The organism is Methylobacterium sp. OAE515, assembly GCF_041806315.1.
Taxonomy (GTDB): domain Bacteria; phylum Pseudomonadota; class Alphaproteobacteria; order Rhizobiales; family Beijerinckiaceae; genus Methylobacterium; species Methylobacterium tardum.
Genome location: NZ_JBGMUV010000001.1, coordinates 3364774 through 3384764, shown reverse-complemented (window position 1 = coordinate 3384764; position 19991 = coordinate 3364774). Strand labels below are relative to the sequence as shown.

The window sequence follows — 19991 nt, the reverse complement described above, 5'->3', positions numbered from 1 at the left end:
TGGATTGCCCGCCTCCGGCGCGCCCCTTCGGGTCCGGGCTCCGCTGCGCGGCCCCGGAAAGACGGCGGGGCTTGCCTACCGGTAGCCCTCCGCCTGCAGGGTGAACAGCGCGGCGTAGCGGCCGCCCCGCGCCATCAGGGCGGTGTGGCTGCCTTCCTCCAGGAGGCGGCCGCCCTCCAGGACCAGGATCCGGTCGGCCATGCGCACCGTGGAGAAGCGGTGCGAGATCAGCACGGCCGTCCGCCCGGCCGACAGCTCCCGGAAACGCGCGAAGACATCGTGCTCGGCCTGGGCGTCGAGGGCGGCGGTCGGCTCGTCGAGGATCAGGATCTCGGCCTCGCGCATGTAGGCCCGGGACAGCGCGACCTTCTGCCACTCGCCCCCCGAGAGGTCGAGGCCGCCGGCGAAGCGCTTGCCGAGCGGCTGGGCGTAGCCCTCGGGCAGGCGCTCGATCACCGGGGCGGCGAGCCCCCTTGCCGCCGCGGCCGCGATCCGGTCCGCGTCCGCGGCGGCCTCGATCCGGCCGACCGCGACGTTCTCCCCCGCGGTCAGGTCGAAGCGGACGAAATCCTGGAAGATCGCCCCGATCCGCGCCCGCAGGTCGTCAAGGTCGTAGGCCGGGAGCGGCACGCCGTCGAGGAGGACGCGGCCCTCGTGCGGATCGTAGAGCCGGGTCATCAGCTTGACGATCGTGGTCTTGCCGGCGCCGTTGCCGCCGACCAGCGCCACGGTCTCGCCGGCGCGGATCGCGAAGGAGAGGTTGCGCAGCGCCCAGGTCTGCGTGCCGGGGTAGCGGTAGCCGACATCCTCGAAGACCAGCCCGTCCCGGATCGGGCGCGGGATCGGGACGGGCCGAGCGGGCGCGCGGATCTGCGGCCGGATCGCGAAGAAGGAGTAGAAGTCGTCGAGGTACTGGGCCTGGCCGGTGATCTGCGTGAAGCCGAGGAGCAGCCCCTCGATGCCGCCGCGCAGGCGCTGGAAGGCGCCGGCCAGAAAGGCGAGGTCGCCCACCGAGAAGGATCCCGCCACCGTCCGCCAGACGATGACCGCGTAGGCCGCGTAATAGGCGAGCGTGCCGAGGCTCGCGAAGGCGAAGCCCCAGCCGGCGCGGGCCGTGGCGAGGCTGCGGCTCTCGGCCAGCATACGGCGCGCCACCGTCGCGTAGAGGTCGGTGACATAGCCCGAGAGGCCGAACAGCTTGACCTCCTTGGCGGTCTCGACGCTGGCGCCGAGATAGCGGAGGTAGTCGAGCCGGCGCCGCTCGGGACTGCGCAACCAGGCCAGCCGGTAGCCGGCCTTGGTGAAGTGCCACTCGTTGAGCAGGGCCGGGACCAGGGCCAGGGCGATCAGGACCACGAGCCAGGGGGTGAAGGCGGCGACGCCCGCCGCCAGGGAGGCCAGGGTGACGAGCGCCTGGACCTGCCCGAGCACCGTCCCGATGAGGCTGGTCCGGCCGCTGACCTGCCGGCGCGCCCGCTCGAGCCGGTCCTGCTGGGCGCTGTCCTCGAACTGCGCGAGGTCGAGGGCGGCGGCATGCGCCATCAGCCGCAGGGAGGCCGTGTTGGCGTAGAGGTCGCCGATCAGGGTCTCGGTCAGGCTCGAGAGCCGGCCGGTGAGGTCCGAGACCAGGGCGAGGCCGAGCTCGGCCGCCACCAGAGCGGCAAGCCGGGCGCGTCCCGGATCGGCGAGCCAGTCCGCGAGCCCGCCCCCCGGCGCCGGACGCGCATGCTCGGCCACGATCCCGTCGAGGATCAGCTTGGCGAGGTACAGGGTCAGGACCGGCAGGCAGGCCGCCACGAGCCGCAGGGCGAGGCTCGCGGCGAAGAGGCGGGGGCTGGCCGCGGCAATCTCGCGGAACAGGGCGGGCAGGTAGCGCAGGGCCCCCAGACGCGCGCTCTGGCCGGGCCCCCGGCTGGTGGTCATCGCCGCCCGATCCCACGCTGAAGAGACGCCGCCGGTTGGCCGAAAGGCGAAGAAAGCATAAGCTGTAGCATTATCTAGACTTAGATCTTGTCGAGTGGTGCGTGCTCAGCGGCCCTGCAATCCTGAGAATTTCGGTCTTACTCATTATCGCCGGCCTGCTCGCCGCGGTGGTGCAGTTCCTGTTGCCGAGCCCGGCGCCCGAGCCGGAATCCCGGCCCGCGTCGCCGGCCGCATCCTCTCCCAAGCCTGCGCCCGTGGCCGAGTCTCCGACCCCCGTCCAGCCGACCGAGCCGCTATCCCCGCCGGCCGCGTCGGCCGAGCCTGTCCGGGCGCCGCCCGCCCCGCCCAGGACCGCCGCGGCCCCCGCCGCCCCGACCCAGATGCCGTCCGACGCCCTCGCCGTCCCGCCCGATCCGGCCGCGCCGCCGGAGGCGCAGGCTCAGGTGCCTGACTCCGCGGGCCAGGCCGAGATCGATCGGGCCGAGGACAATGCCGGGCCCCGGGCCGTGGCCGTGGTCGACCTGAACACCGCCTCGGTGGCGGATCTCAACCGCCTGCGGGGCGGCGGCGCCATCGGCCGGGCGATCGTCGCCAAGCGTCCCTACACGTCGGTGGACCAGCTTCTGTCGAAGCGCGTGCTCAGCCGGTCGGTCTACGAGCGGATCAGGGATCAGGTCACGGTGCGGTGAGGCTTGGCGAGGCCTGTCCTCGACCGGATCGACACGGGGCCGCGTCATCCCGGGTCCGCGCGGCAGGGCCGGGCATCCACGCCCGCCGACGCATGAACGCCCTGCGCCGGCAGGAATGATGGGTTCGCCGGCGGTGACCCGGAGCCACGGCGCGGCTCCGGCTTTGCGGCCTCAGAGCTTCGTCCCGAAGATCTCGGCCACCTGCGGGATGTCCTTGTCGCCGCGGCCCGACATGTTCATCACCATGAGGTGCTCGGCCGGGCGCTGGGGCGCGAGTTCCAGGACCTTGGACAGGGCGTGGGCCGGCTCCAGGGCGGGGATGATCCCCTCCAGCATCGAGCAGAGCTTGAACGCGTCCAGCGTCTCGGAATCGGTCGCCGACAGGTAGGTGACCCGGCCCATCTCGTGCAGCCAGGCGTGCTCCGGCCCGATGCCCGGATAGTCGAGGCCCGCCGAGATCGAGTGGGCGTCAGAGATCTGGCCGTCCCCGTCCATCAGCAGGTAGGTGCGGTTGCCGTGCAGCACGCCCGGCTTGCCGCCGGTGAGCGAGGCCGCGTGCAGGCCGGACTGGACGCCGTGGCCCGCCGCCTCGACGCCGAAGATCTCGACCTCGCGGTCGTCGAGGAACGGGTGGAACAGCCCCATGGCGTTCGAGCCACCGCCGATGCAGGCGACGAGGGAATCCGGGAGCCGGCCTTCCTGGGCGATCATCTGCTCGCGGGTCTCGCGGCCGATCACCGACTGGAAGTCGCGCACCATGGCCGGGTATGGGTGCGGGCCCGCCACCGTGCCAATGCAGTAGAACGTGTCGGCGACGTTGGTGACCCAGTCGCGCAGCGCCTCGTTCATGGCGTCCTTGAGGGTCTTGGTGCCGGATTCCACCGGGATCACCTCGGCGCCGAGCATCTTCATGCGGAAGACGTTGGGCGCCTGCCGGGCGACGTCGACCGCGCCCATGTAGACGACGCACTTGAGGCCGAAGCGCGCGCACAGCGTCGCGGTGGCGACGCCGTGCTGGCCGGCGCCGGTCTCGGCGATGATCCGCGGCTTGCCCATGCGGCGGGCCAGCAGGATCTGGCCGAGCACGTTGTTCACCTTGTGGGAGCCGGTATGGTTCAGCTCCTCGCGCTTGAAATAGATCTTGGCACCCTGCCCCGCCGGCGCCTTGGCGCGCACGTGCTCGGTGAGGCGCTCGGCGTAGTAGAGCGGGCTCGGTCGGCCGATATAGTGGGTGCCGTAGCTCTCCATCTCGGCCTTGAAGGTCGGGTCCTGCTTGGCCGTCTCGTAGGCCGCCTCCAGCTCGAGGATCAGCGGCATCAGCGTCTCGGCGACGAAGCGGCCGCCGAAGATGCCGAAGCGGCCGCGCTCGTCGGGGCCGGTGCGGAAGGAGTTGGGCTCGGGCGCGATGGTCACGGGACGGATCCTGCGGGCGAAGCGATGATTTGCGCGGTGCCTAGACCCATGTGGGCGACACCGCAATGCGGCCTCGCGCCCGCGTAACCGGATCGGGCGTCGGCGCGAACACGCTGTCAGCATCCGGCAGGAGGTTGACCATGGCCCTTCGCGACACGATCCGCCCGGTTCTCGGGGCCGCTCTCGGGCTGGGCCTCGCCGCAGCCGTCTTGCTGCCGCGCCTGCCGGCCTTCGCCGAGGAGGCGCCCCGGCGCCTGCCGGAGGCCGTCACCCGTGTCGCCGAACAGCCGGGGCCGCACGTGGCCGTCTTCGCCGGCGGCTGCTTCTGGGGCGTGCAGGGCGTGTTCCAGCACGTCCGCGGGGTCAGCAGCGCGGTGTCGGGCTATGCCGGCGGCACCCGCGCGGAGGCCGATTACCGCACGGTGAGCGGCGGCGGGACCGGCCATGCCGAGGCCGTTTCCGTCACCTACGACCCGGCCCTGATCCGCTACGACGAGCTCCTGCGGATCTTCTTCTCGGTGGCGCTGGACCCGACCCAGGTGGATCGCCAAGGACCCGATTCCGGGCGCCAGTACCGCTCGGCGCTGTTCCCGCAGGATGCCGACCAAGCGCAGGTGGCGGGGGCCTACATCGCCCAGCTCGACGCGGCCAAGGCCTACGCGCGGCCGGTCGCCACCCGAATCGAGCCGGGGGCCACCTTCTACCCGGCGGAAGGCTACCACCAGGACTTCATGGCCCTGCATCCGGGGCACCCGTACATCGCCGCCAACGACGCGCCGAAGCTCGAGGCGCTGCGGGCCCTGTTCCCGGAGCGGACGGCGCCGCAGCCGGTCCTGGTCAACCGCCCGCCGGCGTGAGTCTGGGCGGCTGTTTGACCAGCCAAACCCGTCTTTCCGGGGCGCCGCAGGCGGGCCCGGAATCCAGAGCCGCTGTCGCTGCAGGTTCCGGGCACGTCAGTGGTTCTGGATTCCGGGCTCCGCTTCGCGGCCCCGGAAAGACGGGTTTGCTCATCGGCCGACCGGGCGTTCGCCACACGGGTCGGCCTGCGCCGCCTTCCCCTATTCCTCCGGCGGACGCGGCCGGCCGAAATCCGGGGCCGCGGTCTCCTGACCCGAGGCCACGATGCTGCGCCGGATCGCCCGGGTGCGGGTGAACATCGCGTGGAGCGCCTCGCCGTCGCCCCAGCGCACGGCCTTGGCGAGCGCCGACAGGTCCTCGTTGAACCGGCCGAGCATCTCCAGCACCGCCTCGCGGTTGTTGAGGAAGATGTCGCGCCACATGGTCGGGTCGGACGCCGCGATGCGGGTGAAATCGCGGAATCCGCTCGCCGAGAACTTGATCACCTCGGATTGCGTCGCCGATTCGAGGTCGGCGGCGGTGCCGACGATGTTGTAGGCGATCAGGTGCGGCAGGTGGCTGGTGATCGCCAGCACGTGGTCGTGGTGCTCGGCGCTCATCGTCTCGACGTTGGCGCCCATCCCCTCCCACAGGGCGCGGACGGTCTCGATCGCCGCCGTGTCGGTGTCCTCGGGCGGGGTAAGGATGCACCAGCGACCGTGGAACAGGGTCGCGAAGCCGGCATCCGGCCCCGAGAACTCGGTTCCGGCGATCGGGTGGCCGGGAACCAGGGCGACGCCCTCGGGCAGGTGCGGCCGGATCGCCGCCACCACGGCGCCCTTCACCGAGCCGACATCCGACACGATCGCGCCGGGTTTCAGATGCGGCGCCATCTCGGCCGCCGCGGCGCCGATCGCGCCGACCGGCACGCACAGGATCACCAGATCCGTATCGGCCGCGCCCTCGGCCGGGTCGCCCGTGACCACGTCGGCGATCCCGAGTTCGCGGACCCGGTCGCGCACGGACTCGTCCCGGTCGACGGCCACGATCGTGCGGGCGAGGTTGTAGCGGCGCGCCGCCCGGGCGATCGAGGAGCCGATCAGCCCGAGGCCGACGATGGCGAGGCGGTCGATCGCCGGCACGCCCCCGGATGTCTCAGGCATGGTGGCTCCGCACGAAATCGCCGAGCGCCGCCAGGAAGGCTTCGTTCGCCTCGGCGCCGGCCACCGTCACCCGCAGGGCGTTCGGCAGACCGTAGGCGGTGACCCGGCGGGTGATCAGCCCGCGCTCGGTCAGGAACGTGTCCGCGTCTTCCGCCGAGCGGCCCGGCGCGTCGGGGAAGTGGATCAGCACGAAGTTCGCGACGCTCGGCGTCACCTCCAGGCCGAGCGCGCGGGCGCCCTCGGTGAGCTTCGGCAGCCACTCGGCATTGTGGGCGGCGGCGGCCGCCATATGCGCCTCGTCGGCGATGGCCGCCGAGCCGGCGGCGATCGCCGGGCCCGAGACGTTGAACGGCCCGCGGATGCGGTTAACCGCGTCCGCCACGTGCGCCGGCGCGACCATCCAGCCGATCCGCACGGCGGCGAGGCCGTGGATCTTCGAGAAGGTGCGGGTCATCACGACGTTCTCGGCCTCGAGCGCCAGCTCGAGCCCGGCCGAGTAGTCGTTCGCCCGGACGTACTCGGCGTAGGCGCCGTCGATCACCAGCAGCACGTGCGGCGGCAGGCCGGCGTGGAGGCGGCGGATCTCGTCGAACGGCAGGTAGGTGCCGGTCGGGTTGTTGGGGTTGGTGACGTAGACGATCCGCGTCCGGTCCGTGACCCGGGCCAGGATCGCGTCGACGTCGACGGTCAGGTCGCGCTCGGGCGCGACCACCGGCTCGCCGCCCGAGGCCAGGATCGCGATCCGGTAGACCAGGAATCCATGCTCCGAGTAGATCCCCTCGGTGCCCGGCCCGCCATACGCGTAGGCCAGCAGCGAGAGCAGCTCGTCCGAGCCCGCGCCGCACACGATCCGCTCAGGGTCGAGCCCGTAGCGCTTGGCGATGGCCGTGCGCAGCACCGTGGCGCGCCCGTCCGGGTAGGTCTCCAGCTTGGCGGTGGCCTCGTGGAGCGCGGCCAGCGCCACGGGGCTCGGGCCGAGCGGCGTCTCGTTGGACGAGAGCTTGTAGACCTTGCCGCCGCCGGGCCGACTGCTCTTGCCGGGCACGTAGGTGTCGATCGCCAGGACGCCGGGGCGCGGTTCCGGACGGGCGGGTCGGGGGGCGGACATTGCGGGGCGACTCGGGATGGGCGGGGTTCGGTCGGTTCCGCGTCCGTCTACAGCATTTCCCCGGCCGGTGAACCCGGGGCTGCCGCAGGGCCGCCGGCCGGCGATCGCGGCTGGCGCGCCGGTCCGCCAGTCGATTGCGCCCTGCCGATCGATACAAGCCCGTCCGCGCCGCCCTACCTGTCGGAACATCACCTTCCGAAGCACGGAGCGGTCTCATGCCCCTCGAACGGTACCTGGACGGCGGCGCCCATATCCTGCCCGCCGACGACAGCCTGATCCGCTTCGCCATGACCAACGGCGAGCGGGTGATCGGGATCGACGTGCCGATCCCGGTGCTGCGCCAGCATTTCGGGGGCGGCGATCTCGCGCCCCTCGATCTGTTCGCCCGCAACCAGGCGGTGATCGAGGCGGCGGCCAGCCAGGCCTACGACCGGACGCCGACGCCGAACGATCTCCTCGACATGGGACCGGAGGATTTCGACACGCGGCCAGCTCCGGGACAGCTCTGAGGCGTAGGTCCATCCGCACCCGCCGCGGCAAAACGGCGAAGCGCAAATGCCGCGGGGCACTCGCCACGTTTCGGCCTGTTGAACCCGGAGAAAGGGGCGCGTCGGGCGTGCCGCGCCCCGCGTGCTCCTGGATGGTTCGACAATGCCCGGTGACCTGATCCCCTGCAGCCTGTTCCTGATTGGGATCCTCATCTCGGTGGCCGCGGATTGCCGCCTCCGCCGCGTGGACGCCGCCTCTTGGTCGAACGGGTGCATCACGGCGGCGGGCGCCGCCCTGGTCTTCGCCGCCTGCGCGACGGCGATGCGCTGAGGCGGGGCGCCGAGGAACCGTCCGGCACCGGGCGGACTTCTCCACGCGGAAGCGGGCGCCGCGCGGTCATGCGCGGCGCGGCATGGCGCGACCGCTGGGTGAGGTATTCATGGTTTCGTTGCAGGCCGCCATCGGCTGTGCGCTCGTCCTCACCGGGCTCGGCATCGAGAGCGCGGCGAGCCGGCACTGGCGTGCGGGCGCCCGCGCCGACCGGATCGACGCCCGCGCCGCCCTGGCACTCGGCCTGCCGGCCCTGGGCCTGGCGGTGATGGCCGCGCCGTTCGCCTGAGCGGAGGCCGACGGCCTTCCGCGTTGACGCTCGCCGCCGGGAGCATTACCTCCGGAGCCTGCTGGCCGCGTCGGGCGAGTGCGGCGCGTCAGGCGGCCCTGTGCTCTCCCGGTCCGGATCCGAACGGATACACGGTCGTCAAGACCCGCCATGGACACCCAACCGGACACGGCCCTGCGGCCTGACCCGATCGACGAGCCGTCGCGGCGCGCGTCCGAGCGCTCGCAGGCGCTCGACCCGAAGAGCCCGGTGGCGCGCTTCTCCGCGGACACGCCGCTGCTGACCGATGCCGGCGTCGAGCTCGCGCCGTTCCAGATCGCCTACCAGACCGCCGGCACGCTCAACGCCGCGCGCTCGAACGCGGTGCTGATCTGTCATGCGCTCACCGGCGACCAGTACTTCGCCCACACCCATCCGGTCACCGGCAAGGGCGGCTGGTGGGAGACCCTGGTGGGCCCCGGCAAGCCGATCGACACGGACCGCTACTTCGTCGTCTGCTCGAACGTCATCGGCTCCTGCATGGGCTCCACCGGCCCGGCCTCGATCGACCCGGCGACGGGGCGGCCCTACGGGCTGAACTTCCCGCTGGTGACGATCCGCGACATGGTCCGGGCGCAGGCGATGCTGCTGGAGCATCTCGGCATCCGGGACCTGTTCCTGTGCATCGGCGGCTCGATGGGCGGGATGCAGGTGCTGCAATGGGCGGCGCTCTATCCCGAGCGCGTCTTCGCCGCGATGCCGATCGCCACCGGCGCCCGCCATTCCGCGCAGAACATCGCGTTCCACGAGGTCGGCCGGCAGGCGATCATGGCGGACCCCGCCTGGGCGGACGGGCGCTACCTGGAGGCCGGCACCCGGCCCGCCAAGGGGCTCGGCGTCGCCCGGATGGGCGCACACATCACCTACCTGTCGGAGCCAGCGCTCCACCGGAAGTTCGGCCGGCGCTTCCAGGGCGGCACGGCGCCGACCTTCTCGTTCAACGCCGATTTCCAGATCGAGAGCTACCTGCGCCACCAGGGCCTGAGCTTCGTCGAACGCTTCGACGCCAACGCCTACCTCTACCTCACCCGGGCGATGGATTATTTCGACCTCGCCGAGGACCATGGCGGCGTGCTCGCCAACGCCTTCCGGGGCACCAAGACCCGCTTCTGCGTGATCTCGTTCACCTCGGACTGGCTGTTCCCGACCCGCGACTCCCGGGCGATCGTCCACGCGCTGAACGCCGCCGCGGCGCCGGTGGCCTTCGTGGAGGTCGAGAGCGACAAGGGGCACGACGCCTTCCTCCTCGACGAGCCGGCGATGTTCTCCGCGGCCCGCGGCTTCATCGACGCCGCCGCCCGGGCGCGCGGTCTGTGATGCGGATGGCGTTCGGCAAGCTGCCTCTGGGCAAGGCTCAGCATGGGGCGCCCTGGGAGAGCGCGGACGCCCTGCCCCACGCGGCCGAGGGCAACGGCGCCCGCGTCGACCACCTCGTGGTGCTCGGCCTCGTGCCGGCCGGCGCCCGGGTGCTCGACATCGGCTGCGGCGACGGCTCGCTGCTGGCGCTGCTGCGCGACCGCCGCGGCATCGACGGGCGCGGGATCGAATTGTCCCGCGAGGGCGTGAACGCCTGCCTCGCCCGCGGCCTGTCGGTGATCCAGGGCGACGCCGACACCGACCTCGCCAACTACCCGGACGGCGCCTTCGACGTGGTGGTCCTGTCCCAGACCATCCAGGCGACCCGCAATCCCCGGGTGGTGCTGGAGCACCTGCTGCGGATCGGCCGGCAGGTGATCATCTCGTTCCCGAATTTCGGGCATTGGCGCGTCCGGTCCGAGCTGGCCTTCCGCGGGCGGATGCCGGTCACCGAGATCATGCCGGACGCGTGGTGGGAGACGCCCAACATCCACCATTGCACGATCCGCGACTTCGTCGGCCTGTGTCGCCTGATCGGCGCCCGGATCGAGACCGCTACGGCGCTGGACGCCCGCGGCCGGCCGATGCGCTTCGCCATGCCCTGGTGGGTCTGGAACCTGTTCGGCGCGCAGGGCGTGTTCCTGCTCCGGCGCGAGGGTGCCGGGCACTAGCGGACGCGGCGAGCCGCTTCACCCTGTCATCCCGAGGCCGCGCAGCGGAGCCCGGGATCCAGACACGCCGACGCGACAAGGTCCGAACCGTCAGCGGTCCTGGGTTGCCCGCCTCCGGCGTGCCCCTTCGGGTCCGGGCTCGCCTTCGGCGACCCGGAAAGACGGCCGGGATCGGCCGACGCGGGACATCCCGGCCAAACGTCCGGCATCCCTGCCCGCGGCGCGCCGAAATAGATCAGAAACGGAGCTTGGCTATTCCTGGTCGCGTTCCCGTGATCGGACCGTGATTACGGATTCGTTTGGCGTTTTCCAAAGACGTGCTCGTTCACGAGGGGTCGTGGACTGTGTCCGGCTGGGCGGAAGACTTGCCGCAACCACGAATTCCAGCAGGGTCGACAGGACACGTGCGCCGCGCAATCGTTCACATCGGCATGCCGCGAACCGGCTCCACCTCGTTTCAGGAGGTGATGGCCCGGCTGCGGCCGCACCTCGCATCGGTCGGGATCTGCTACCCGAACCCCGCTCCGCCGGGCTCTTCGGGGAGTGACGACGTCAACCATTACCGGCTCGGTCAGGCGCTGGACCGCCGCCGCAGCGCGGCCGAGCGGCGCGAGGCCCTCGCGCGCCTCGATGCCGTCCTCGCCGCCACGCAGGCGGATACGGTCCTGCTCTCGTACGAGGACTTCGCCGTGCAGCGGCCGCTCTGGCGGGTTCCCGAGATCCTGGCGGATCTGTTCGCGCGGCGCGGCTTCGCCCTGGAGACGGCGCTCGTGGTCAAGCCGCAGGGGGAGCAGCTGGCCTCGGCCTATGCCCTGCGCACCCAGGTCGTCGCCGAGGGCCGCACGTTCCGCGGCTTCCTGCGCTCCGAGGGCGCGTCCGGGCGCTACGACTACGCGGCCCGGCTCGAACCCTGGCGCCGGGCCTCGGCGGGGCGCGTCACGGCCGTGCCGTTCCGCGACCGCCGGTCCGACGCGCCGCTGCTCGAGCGACTGATCGACGGGCTCGGCCTGGGCGGCCGCCTCGCACCCCTGCTCGCGCCCGCCGACCTTGCGTACCGCACGAACCGGAGTTCCGGACCCATCGCGGTCGAGGCGTCGCGCCGCCTGTACCGGCTCGGCGTGCATCGTCAGGTGACCGGGCATCGCCGTCTGCTCGGCCATGTGGTCGACGACTGGGCCTGGGCGCGGGGACTCGATGCGGAGCGGTTCCGGGGCGACGCGCCGGACGGTCTGGCCCGCGTCGCCGCGCGCTTCGCGGAGTCGAACGCGCGCTTCGCCGCCGCCTGCTGGGGGAAGGCCTGGGACGCAATCGTCGCGCCCGCGCCCGCCGCACCGCCGAACGAACTCGCCGCCGGGCCGATCCCGCCGGAGACGGAGGCTTTGGTCGAGCAGCTCGTGCGCGCGGCGGCCGCGCAGGCCGCCTTCCGGTCCCCGCCCGCGTGGCGGCGCCGGACGGCTCACATCCTGGAAGAAGGCAGGGAGCGGCTCGGCGAGGCCCTCGGCTACCCGATCTGGCGCGTGCCCTAGCGGCCAGCGCCGATCTCCCGAACCCGCATCGATGTCCGGACTCCGGCAGCTGCGCCCGCGGACGCTGCCTCAGGCGGTGGATATGCACGTCTCTCAGAAGATCCCGACCGACCTCCCTCCTGGCCCCGTGACGTGGCACCCCCTCCAGGCCCGCGAGGCGCGATGGGCGCGCCTCGGTCAGGTGCCGGTGATCGCGTGGCTGACCGGCCTGTCGGGGGCCGGGAAGTCGACCCTCGCGGCGGCGGCAGACCGGACCCTGGTCGCGGGCGGTCGGCACAGCGCGGTCCTCGACGGCGACAACCTGCGCCACGGGCTGAACGCCGATCTCGCCTTCTCGGCGGAGGACCGGGCCGAGAACGTCCGGCGCACCGCCGAGGTGGCGCGGCTGATGGCGGAGGCGGGGACGGTGGTGATCGTCTCGCTGATCTCGCCCTACCGGGCTGACCGGGCGCTGGCCCGCCGGATCGCCGGCGACATCCCGTTCCTGGAGGTGTTCGTCGATACGCCGCTCGGCCTGTGCGAGGCCCGGGACCCGAAGGGCCTGTACCGGCTGGCCCGCGCCGGCCGGATTCCGGACTTCACCGGCATCTCGGCGCCCTATGAGGCGCCGGAGCGGCCGGACCTGACGATCGCCACCGCGGGCCGCAGCACCGGGGCCTGCGCCCGCGCCCTGAGTGCGCGGCTGATGCGGCTGAGCCGGGCGGCCGCGGGAGGGTCGGGCCGGCGGTGAGCGGGACGGTCCCCGACGCGCGTGCCCGGTCCTCCCCGCCATCCCCTCATCCTGAGGTGACCGCGAAGCGGGCCTCGAAGGAGCCCTCCAGCCGGCCGCGCGATCCCTGGCGCCCACCTTCGAGGCTGCTGCGCTTCGGCACCTCAGGATGAGGGCGCGAATGGGGAGGCGCCCGGCCCGCCCTACCCGCCCGGCCAGCTCAGCTCCGCCCGCAGGCCGCCCATCTCCGAGCGGCCGAAATCCAGCTGGGCGCCCGCGGCCTCGGCGACGTCGCGGGCGATGGCGATGCCGAAGCCGGTGCCCGGCCGGCTCTCGTCCCAGCGCTTGCCGCGCCCGATCCGCGCGATGGCCGCGGCGCTCATGCCGGGGCCGTCATCCTCGACGGCGAGGCCCGGGCGGCCGGCGTCCGTCCCGGTGATCCGGACCCGCCGGTGCGCCCATTTGCGGGCATTGTCGAAGAGGTTGCCCAGCACCTCCATCAGCTCGCCCTCCTCGCCCGGATAGGCGAGGGTCTCGGGCACCGCCACATTCCATTCCAGGGAGTCGGCCTCCGGCAGCCGCTGCAGGATCGCGACGAGGCGCTCTGCCACCGGGGCGACCCGGCAGGACCGCCGCCGCAGATCGCCCGCGGCCGCGACCCGCGCCCGGGCCAGCGCCCGCTCCACCTGACCGCCCATGGCCCGCGCCTGCTCGGCGATCTCGGCCGCTAGCGCCGGCTCGGCCGATCCGGTCCGGCGCGCCAGGGCGTCCAGCACGGCCAGCGGGGTCTTGAGGCCGTGGGCCATGTCGGCGGCGGCGTCGCGGGCGCGGACCAGGGCCCGCTCCTGCGCGTCGAGCAGCCGGTTGAGGTCGGTGACCAGCGGCCGGACCTCGTCGGGAAAATGCTCCGGCAGCCGCGCCCGCCGGCCCGCATGGACCGCCAGGAGCTCCGCCTGCAGCACCCGGAACGGGCCGAGCGCCCGGTGCACGAACAGGCCCATCGCCAGCGTCAGGACGAGGAACAGGGCGATCAGGGCCGGGATCAGCAGGTGCAGGAACGTGCTCCGGCTCGCCGCGAGGCCGCGCCGGTCCTCCGCCACCGCGACCCGCAGCGCGGTCTCGGAGCCCTCCGCGCCAATCTGGACCGGCCGCACCACCGCGATGAGCCGGCCGCCATCGGGCCCGGTCGTGTCGAGGGTGGCGGGAGTCTGCGCGCCCGTTCCGGCCCGGCTCAGGTCGAGGCTCTTGTCCCAGAGCGAGCGCGAGCGCAGCAGGTGCGATCCCGCCTCGACCTGCCAGTACAAGCCGCCATAGGGCGTGGCGAAGCGCGGGTCCGGCAGGTCCCGCGAGAGCGTCGGCGCCCCGTCCGGCGCGAGGCCGACCCGCCCGGCGATGAGCTTGGCGGTCCGGTCCAGCTCCTCGACGGTGCGGGCATCGAGCACCCGGTCGAGGATCACCGTGAGGCCGATCCCGGCGAGAACCAGCGCCAGCGCGATCAGCGCGGCCGCCGCAAGGCCGAGCCGCAGGCGGAGGGAGTCGCGCCTCACGATCCGCCCGGTCCGGCAATCAGGTAACCCTGGCCGCGCCGGGTCTCGATCACCCCCGGCCCGAGCTTGCGGCGCAGGCGGGTCAGGAGCGCCTCCAGGGCGTTGGCCTCGCGCTCGGTCCCGACCCCGTGGAGGTGGTCGAGCAGCTCGCCCGCCGGAACGATCTGCCCCGGCCGGTGCAGCAGGAAGGCGAGGAGCCGGTACTCCAGGGCGGTCAGCTCCGTGGGCCTTCCGTCGACGCTGACCGCGCGGGTGCGGGTGTCGAGCTCCACTTTGCCGGCCCGGAGCACCGGCGAGGCGTGCCCGGCGGTGCGCCGCAGGATCGCCCGCAGACGCGCGACCAGTTCCTCCATCCGGAACGGCTTGGCGAGGTAGTCGTCGGCGCCGGCGTCGATGCCCTCGACGCGCTCACGCCAGCCGTCGCGGGCGGTGAGGATCAGGACCGGCAGCGCCACCTCGGCGGCGCGCAGGCGGCGCAGCACGCCGAGCCCGTCGAGCCGCGGCAGGCCGAGATCCAGCACCATTGCGTCGTAAGGCTCGGTCTCGGCCCGGAACCACGCCGCCTCGCCGTCCGCCACCACGTCGGCGACGTAGCCGGCCATCTCCAGCCCCTGCCGGATGTCGGCGGCGATGCGCGGCTCATCCTCGACGATCAGGACGCGCACGGCCCGGCCTCCTCAATCATCGTCGTCCTCGTCCAGGATCTTGAGGCTGCCGGCATCGACCTTCACGGTCCGGCGCTTCCCGTCGGTGCCGAGGATGCGCAGCTTGTACAGCCAGCGCCCGTCGTCGTGCTTGAGATCGACCGACACGACGTCCCCCGGCACCGCCGCCCGGGCGGCCGCCAGCACCGCGTCGAGGGGGCGGATCTCGCCGCTCTCCAGGGCCCGGCGAGCCCGGTCGGCATCCTCGGAGGCGTGCACGGGCCCGCCCGCGAGGGCGGCCAGCAGACCGAGGGCGAGAACGAGGGCGCGGCGGGGCGGGAGCGGGCTCATGCGGGCGCAGGCTAGTCGGCGCCGCCTGACGGGACGCTGACAGGCGCCGTCAGGGTCGCGGGGCGGGGCTTCGGCACAAGGGCGGCCATAGCTCTTCCGGAGACCTGAGACCATGTCGCTCTTCGTCGGTATCCTCCTCGCCTGCGCGGCCGGCCTCGCCGGCACCCTCCTCTGCCCGGACGACAAGGGAGGCCGCTCGCGCCTGCCGCTCCTCGCCGCGCTCCTGATCGGCGGCCTGTCCTGGCACGCTCCCGCTCGGGCCGGCGAGATCCTGCGCGGCCCCGCCCAGGTGATCGACGCCGGAACCCTCCGCGTCGGCGCACGCCAGGTCAGCCTGTTCGGGATCGCCGCGCCGGACGGCGACGCGACCTGTTCGGATGCCCAGGACCGGCCCTACCCGTGCGGCCGGGACGCCGCCCGGGCCCTGGCCGAGCGGATCGGCGGCGCTGCCGTCGCCTGCGAGCCGCGCGGTGACGCGAACACGGCGCTCTGCCGGGTCGGCGAGGCGGATCTCGGGGCCTGGATGGTGGCGCAGGGCCTCGCCCTGCCCGATCGGAACGTCGCGCCGGACTACGCGCCCGCGGCGGACCGCGCCTGGGGGCGCCGCCTCGGCCTGTGGTCGGGGGTGTTCCAGGATCCCGCCGAGCGGCGGGGCCGGCGTGCCGCCGCCGCGCTCGGCGCCGCCGGGTGACAGGCCGGTTGTCAGCGGGAACGCTGCCGGACGCACCCGGTTGGACCGGCAAGCCCGTCCGGGGCGCACGAGGACTCGCGGAGGCTCCATGACGATCCTGAACCGTACAATCCTGCTCGCCGCCCTGCTCACCTGCGTGGCGGGTGCCGCGGGTGCCGCCGAGGGCCAGGGCAAGGCCGAGGGACGCAAGGATGCCGGCGCGCCCACGACCAGCATGGGTGCCGGTGGCCTCAGCGGCACCGGCTCCACCCAGGACGGTGCCCGCACGGGCTCGGTCGAGAGCAAGGGGCCGCCGGGCGGCACGACAGCGCCGTCCGCCCCGAAGGCCGGGACGGGCCGCTGATCCGCCGAGACGCGGGCGATGTCCCACCCTGGACCTCATCCTGAGGTGACCGCGTCAGCGCGCTTCGAAGGAAGGCTCCAGACATCGCGCGTGTCGCTGGAGGCCTCGTTCGAGGCCTCCGCTGCGCTCCGGCACCTCAGGATGCGGCGACGGGTTGGAGATTTCGTCCGGCCGGACCGCGCTACTGCGAGCGGCGGCTGAACGAGACCGCGTAGGCTTGCACGCGGGCATCGATCAGCGGATCGTCCGAGACCTCGATCCCGTCGGTGAGGTTGTTGGGCATGAACAGCAGCGCCTTCTCGGCCTCGGCGCTGTCGGGCACGACCTTGCTCACCGTCACCGTGCCGAGATCGACGGTCTTGCGGTCGTCCGGCCAGGGCTTGGTGGCGTCGTTGGTCGGGTCGCCCGGCTCGGCGAGCTGGGCCAGCATCCGGAACTTCGCCGGAGTCTTGGCGACCCGCGGGCCGATCTCGGCCATCAGGAAGTTCGGGTCGCGCTTGGCCGCGTCCTCGGGCGCGAGGATCTCCTCGCCCTCCACGGGCACGAAGCGGAACCGGAACGGCTGCCGCTTGCCGGCGGCATCCACGAGGATGAAGGCGTTGACGCCGTTGTAGGTCTGCCGGGCGAGGCTCGACGGCGTCTTGGCGGTCGCGCCCGCGGTCGCGGCAGCCGGGTGGGCGGCGGCGAAGCGCTCCAGCGCGGTCGGATGGGCGGCCTTCGGGCCGCTCTCGGCGGCGGCCTTCAGGAGGTCGCGGAACTCCTCGCCCGTGGCGACGGGGAAGTACTTCAGCGCGTTGGTGACGACGTCCATCTCCGAGCCGTCGCTCAGCTTGAACTTGAGCGAGAGGCCGTGCGGGTTGGCGTCGGCGACGCCGTCCGGGATGGTCGGGACGCCGGTGGAATCCGAGAACCGGATCGTCACCGGCACCGCCGACCCCTTGAACAAGGAGGCCTTGCTGATCTTGGCCGCCTCGGGCGACGGGGTGAAGCTGCCCTCGGCGACCACGCCCTTGGCGTGGTTGGCCCGCGCGCCCGGATGCTTGCCGAACAGCGTGTTCATCACGTCGATCGTCTGCTCGGCGGTGGAGGCCTCCTGGGCTAGGGCCGGCGCGCCGGCCGCGAGCCCTGTGCTCAGCAGGAGGGCGAAACCCAATCTCGAACGCAGCATGGGGAACCTCTCGGCAGCGCGGGCTCTCGGGAGCCGGTCAATGCGGACCGGTCCATCTTCTAGGGAGCCAACCGCCGGAGGTACAACCAAAAGCTATGCCGTGGCGGAGCGGGAGGCGGGGAAAACCGGAAGGCGCCGACGTCTCGCCGGTCCACGGGGTCTCCGTCATCCCGGGGCCGCGCAGCGGAGCCCGGGATCCAGAACCGCCGACGCATCATAGTCTGGCACCCGCGGCGATTCCGGATCGCCCGCCGGCGTGCCCCGTCGGGTCCGGCTCGCCTGCGGCGCCCCGGGATGACGACCGCAGCCCGGGTCCGCGGCGGCAGACGGGTGACCCGATTAGGTGTCCTACCGCGCGCCGCGGTGGAGGTCGCCCTCGATCAGCAGGGCGCTGCGGCTGTCGAGCCGCGAGCGGTAGACCTGCAGGTTTTCCATGACCCGCTGCACGTAGTTGCGCGTCTCCGTGAAGGGGATGCGCTCGACCCAGTCGATCACGTCGACGTCGCCCTTGCGCGGGTCACCGTAGGCGTCGATCCACTTCTTCACGTTGCCGCCGCCCGCGTTGTAGGACGCGAAGGCCAGCACGTAGGAGCCGCGCCAATCCTCCATCAGCTCGCCGAGATGGGCTTGGCCGAGCTTCGCGCAATAGGCGGGATCGCTGGTCAGACGCTCGACGTCGAAGGCGGTCGAGACCCGGCGGGCGGTGCGCTGGGCGGTGGCCGGCATCATCTGCATCAGACCGCGCGCGCCGACGCCCGACTGCGCCCGCGGGTCGAACTGGCTCTCCTGGCGGGCGATGGCGTAGACCATGGCCCGCTCCACCTGCGGCACCGCCGTGAAGGTCTCGTAGCTGGGGATGCCGATCGTCGGGTAGGCGTGGGCGTCGAGCGGCAGGCCGCGCTGGACCGCGAGCTTGCCGATCGCCACCAGGGCGCGCGGATCCTTCATGTCGGTGGCGAGGTCGCCGAGCGCCTGGAGCTCGCGCGGGTCCGACAGGTCCCGGGCGGCGTCGATGTAGAGCGGCAGCGCCAGCTCCTTGATCCCGGCCTCGCCGAGGAGGCGCAGGGCGCGGATCGAGAGCCGCCCGTCGAACGCCTGGCGCTCGGCGCCCTCGAGGTCGGCAGGCGCCCGCAGGGGCAGGCTGGTCTGGCCGAGCCGGGCCCGGGCGACCTGGCCGTAATAGGCGATTGGCTGCAGGGCCGCGCGCTCGTAGAAGCGCTTCGCCTCCTCGGCCTGGCCCAGCGCCTCGGCCGCCCGGCCCTGCCAGTAGGCGGCCCGCGCCACCGAGATCGGGCTCTCTGCGATCGCCGCAACTTGCGCGAAGTGCTGCGCGGCGGCCGCCGGATTGCCGGCGAAGCGCAGGGCGATCCATCCGGCGTGGAACTCGGCCTCGATCCGCTTCTCGGGCGTGCGCGCCGCCTGCTGGCTCGCCACCGCGTAGGCGGTCTTGGCGTCGCCGAGGTCGAGGAGCTTGCGCGCCACGATCCGGCGCTCGATCCACCACTCGTCGCCGTCGACCAGCACGTCCGGGTTGCTCGGCGCCGTTGCGAGCACGGCGGCGGCGGCCTCGGGCTTGTCGGCCCGGCGGAAATACTGCGCCCGGGAGAAGATGTAGGACGCGTCGCTGCGCAGCGACGGCGGCACCGCGGCGAGCGCGGCCGCGGCGCCGGACGACTTATCCTCCACGGCCCGGCGGGCGCGCACGAGGCTGGCATAGCCGCCCCCCGCGTAGCCGGCCGCCCGGCCGGCGCTCTCCCAATCGTCCTTCAGGAGCGCCCGCTCCATCCGGTAGCGGTGGTCGACCCGGGTGAGCACGTCCGGGAAGGCGTCGAGCACCTTGGCCTCGAGGCTGCGGCCGAAGCTTTCGGTGCGCCAGAGGTCGCGGATCATGTCGGCGGCGTCGGTCTCGCAGCCGTCGGCGCGCAAAGCCAACGCCAGGGCGAACTTGCCCGGCGCGCTTGACGGCTTCGCCGTGGCGAAGAAGGCCCGGACCGTCGCGGGGGATTTCCGCTCGGAGAGCAGCGCCTCCTCGGCCCGGCGGCGCAGCAGCGGACCGGCCGGCCAGTCCGGATTGGCCCGGACGAAGGCGACGGTGCGGTTGAAGCCGATGCCGGCGCCCGCGCGGATCGCCACCCATTCAAGCAGCGCCCGCGCGGCCGGGTCGGTGAAGCCGTCGCGCATCCGGTCGCCGTCGGCGACCCGGCCCTTGCGGTAGAGGTCGATGGCGCCGCGCAGCAGCGTCGGGTCGGTGTCGCCGGAGATCTTGGGCCGCGCCGGATCGGGCACCTCCGGCACCGGGGCCGCCGGGGTGACGGCGGCGTCGGGCAGCGGGAAGGCCACGGGGGCGTCGGGATCGGCGGAGGCGTAGGCCGAGGCCGCGGCGGGCAGCGTCCGGGCGGGCTCCTCGCCCTTGTCGTCGCTGCCGGAGGCGTGGACCGGGTCGAGCTTGAGGGCGTCGGCCGCGACCGGGTCGGCGGCATTTTCGGCCTGCGCGCCACGGACCTGGGCGGTCGAGAGGGCGGCATCGCTCGCCGGCGGTGCCGGCTGCGAGGCTGGCGGCGTCGTCGGCGCCTCGGTGCCGGCTTGGCCGACCTGACCGGCCAGCGCGACGCCGACCGTGGCGATGAGCGCGGCGGCGGTGAGGGACGTGCGCTTCGAGGCCGGAGACGAGGCCGCGGGTCGGATCACGATTCCCCCCTACTGAT

General features: G+C 73.1%; 20 protein-coding genes. 11 read left to right on the top strand and 9 right to left on the bottom strand.

Annotated elements, in window-relative coordinates; genetic code table 11:
- Positions 1-75: 75 nt before the first annotated feature.
- On the bottom strand, positions 76-1923 hold the full coding sequence (locus ABIE45_RS16650; RefSeq protein WP_192710312.1) for an ABC transporter ATP-binding protein: 1848 nt from the start codon (positions 1921-1923) through the stop codon (positions 76-78).
- Positions 1924-2303: 380 nt separating this feature from the next.
- Between ABIE45_RS16650 and ABIE45_RS16645 the strand changes: the two genes are divergently transcribed.
- A complete protein-coding gene (locus ABIE45_RS16645; protein WP_192710364.1) occupies positions 2304-2612 on the top strand; it encodes a helix-hairpin-helix domain-containing protein in 309 nt (102 codons plus the stop codon).
- Positions 2613-2783: 171 nt separating this feature from the next.
- Here the strand turns inward: ABIE45_RS16645 and trpB are convergent, their stop codons facing one another.
- Positions 2784-4025: a tryptophan synthase subunit beta gene (gene trpB, locus ABIE45_RS16640; protein WP_192710313.1), complete on the bottom strand. Its 1242-nt coding sequence runs from the start codon at positions 4023-4025 to the stop codon at positions 2784-2786.
- A 140-nt stretch (positions 4026-4165) separates the two neighbouring features.
- On the opposite strand from trpB, the gene msrA reads away from it, so the two are divergent.
- Positions 4166-4882, top strand: coding sequence for a peptide-methionine (S)-S-oxide reductase MsrA (gene msrA, locus ABIE45_RS16635; RefSeq protein ID WP_192710314.1), 717 nt, complete (start codon positions 4166-4168; stop codon positions 4880-4882).
- 201 nt (positions 4883-5083) lie between these two features.
- Here msrA and ABIE45_RS16630 read toward each other — a convergent pair whose 3' ends face one another.
- Both ABIE45_RS16630 and ABIE45_RS16625 read right to left on the bottom strand, forming a co-directional pair.
- Entirely contained in the window at positions 5084-6025 is a 942-nt protein-coding gene (locus ABIE45_RS16630) for a prephenate/arogenate dehydrogenase family protein (RefSeq protein WP_192710315.1), read from the bottom strand.
- On the bottom strand, positions 6018-7133 hold the full coding sequence (locus tag ABIE45_RS16625) for a histidinol-phosphate transaminase (RefSeq protein WP_192710316.1): 1116 nt from the start codon (positions 7131-7133) through the stop codon (positions 6018-6020). Before ABIE45_RS16625 ends, ABIE45_RS16630 begins: the two co-directional genes overlap by 8 nt.
- A 215-nt stretch (positions 7134-7348) precedes the next feature.
- Here ABIE45_RS16625 and ABIE45_RS16620 point away from each other — a divergent pair, with 215 nt between their 5' ends.
- The 7 genes from ABIE45_RS16620 to cysC all read left to right on the top strand — a co-directional run bounded on the left by ABIE45_RS16620 (position 7349) and on the right by cysC (position 12563).
- Positions 7349-7642 carry a hypothetical protein gene (locus ABIE45_RS16620; protein ID WP_192710317.1) on the top strand — a complete coding sequence of 98 codons (294 nt, stop codon included), beginning with the start codon at positions 7349-7351 and terminating at the stop codon, positions 7640-7642.
- A 142-nt stretch (positions 7643-7784) separates the two neighbouring features.
- Positions 7785-7952 carry a hypothetical protein gene (locus tag ABIE45_RS16615; protein ID WP_192710318.1) on the top strand — a complete coding sequence of 56 codons (168 nt, stop codon included), beginning with the start codon at positions 7785-7787 and terminating at the stop codon, positions 7950-7952.
- Positions 7953-8061: 109 nt separating this feature from the next.
- Positions 8062-8241 (top strand): hypothetical protein, encoded by a 180-nt coding sequence (locus tag ABIE45_RS16610; protein WP_192710319.1) that lies wholly within the window; start codon positions 8062-8064, stop codon positions 8239-8241.
- A 150-nt stretch (positions 8242-8391) separates the two neighbouring features.
- Positions 8392-9597: a homoserine O-acetyltransferase gene (locus ABIE45_RS16605; protein ID WP_192710320.1), complete on the top strand. Its 1206-nt coding sequence runs from the start codon at positions 8392-8394 to the stop codon at positions 9595-9597.
- Positions 9598-9602: 5 nt separating this feature from the next.
- Complete coding sequence (gene metW / locus ABIE45_RS16600) at positions 9603-10307, top strand: methionine biosynthesis protein MetW (protein ID WP_373622394.1); 705 nt, start codon at positions 9603-9605, stop codon at positions 10305-10307.
- Positions 10308-10774: 467 nt separating this feature from the next.
- Positions 10775-11833: a hypothetical protein gene (locus ABIE45_RS16595; RefSeq protein WP_373622393.1), complete on the top strand. Its 1059-nt coding sequence runs from the start codon at positions 10775-10777 to the stop codon at positions 11831-11833.
- Between the two features lie 82 nt (positions 11834-11915).
- A complete protein-coding gene (gene cysC / locus ABIE45_RS16590; RefSeq protein ID WP_192710323.1) occupies positions 11916-12563 on the top strand; it encodes an adenylyl-sulfate kinase in 648 nt (215 codons plus the stop codon).
- A 182-nt stretch (positions 12564-12745) separates the two neighbouring features.
- Here the strand turns inward: cysC and ABIE45_RS16585 are convergent, their stop codons facing one another.
- The 3 genes from ABIE45_RS16585 to ABIE45_RS16575 are packed head-to-tail and all read right to left on the bottom strand — an operon-like array spanning position 12746 to position 15084.
- On the bottom strand, positions 12746-14089 hold the full coding sequence (locus ABIE45_RS16585) for a sensor histidine kinase (RefSeq protein WP_192710324.1): 1344 nt from the start codon (positions 14087-14089) through the stop codon (positions 12746-12748).
- Positions 14086-14754, bottom strand: coding sequence for a response regulator transcription factor (locus ABIE45_RS16580; RefSeq protein ID WP_192710325.1), 669 nt, complete (start codon positions 14752-14754; stop codon positions 14086-14088). The genes ABIE45_RS16585 and ABIE45_RS16580 overlap by 4 nt, the downstream gene beginning before the upstream one ends.
- 12 nt (positions 14755-14766) lie before the next feature.
- Complete coding sequence (locus ABIE45_RS16575; RefSeq protein WP_192710326.1) at positions 14767-15084, bottom strand: PepSY domain-containing protein; 318 nt, start codon at positions 15082-15084, stop codon at positions 14767-14769.
- Between the two features lie 112 nt (positions 15085-15196).
- Here ABIE45_RS16575 and ABIE45_RS16570 point away from each other — a divergent pair, with 112 nt between their 5' ends.
- Positions 15197-15775 carry a thermonuclease family protein gene (locus tag ABIE45_RS16570; RefSeq protein WP_192710327.1) on the top strand — a complete coding sequence of 193 codons (579 nt, stop codon included), beginning with the start codon at positions 15197-15199 and terminating at the stop codon, positions 15773-15775.
- An 88-nt stretch (positions 15776-15863) separates the two neighbouring features.
- Positions 15864-16118 carry a hypothetical protein gene (locus tag ABIE45_RS16565; protein ID WP_192710328.1) on the top strand — a complete coding sequence of 85 codons (255 nt, stop codon included), beginning with the start codon at positions 15864-15866 and terminating at the stop codon, positions 16116-16118.
- Positions 16119-16299: 181 nt separating this feature from the next.
- Here the strand turns inward: ABIE45_RS16565 and ABIE45_RS16560 are convergent, their stop codons facing one another.
- Both ABIE45_RS16560 and ABIE45_RS16555 read right to left on the bottom strand, forming a co-directional pair.
- Positions 16300-17286, bottom strand: coding sequence for a catalase family peroxidase (locus tag ABIE45_RS16560; RefSeq protein WP_192710329.1), 987 nt, complete (start codon positions 17284-17286; stop codon positions 16300-16302).
- Between the two features lie 348 nt (positions 17287-17634).
- Entirely contained in the window at positions 17635-19974 is a 2340-nt protein-coding gene (locus ABIE45_RS16555) for a transglycosylase SLT domain-containing protein (protein ID WP_192710330.1), read from the bottom strand.
- Between the last annotated feature and the right edge of the window lie 17 nt (positions 19975-19991).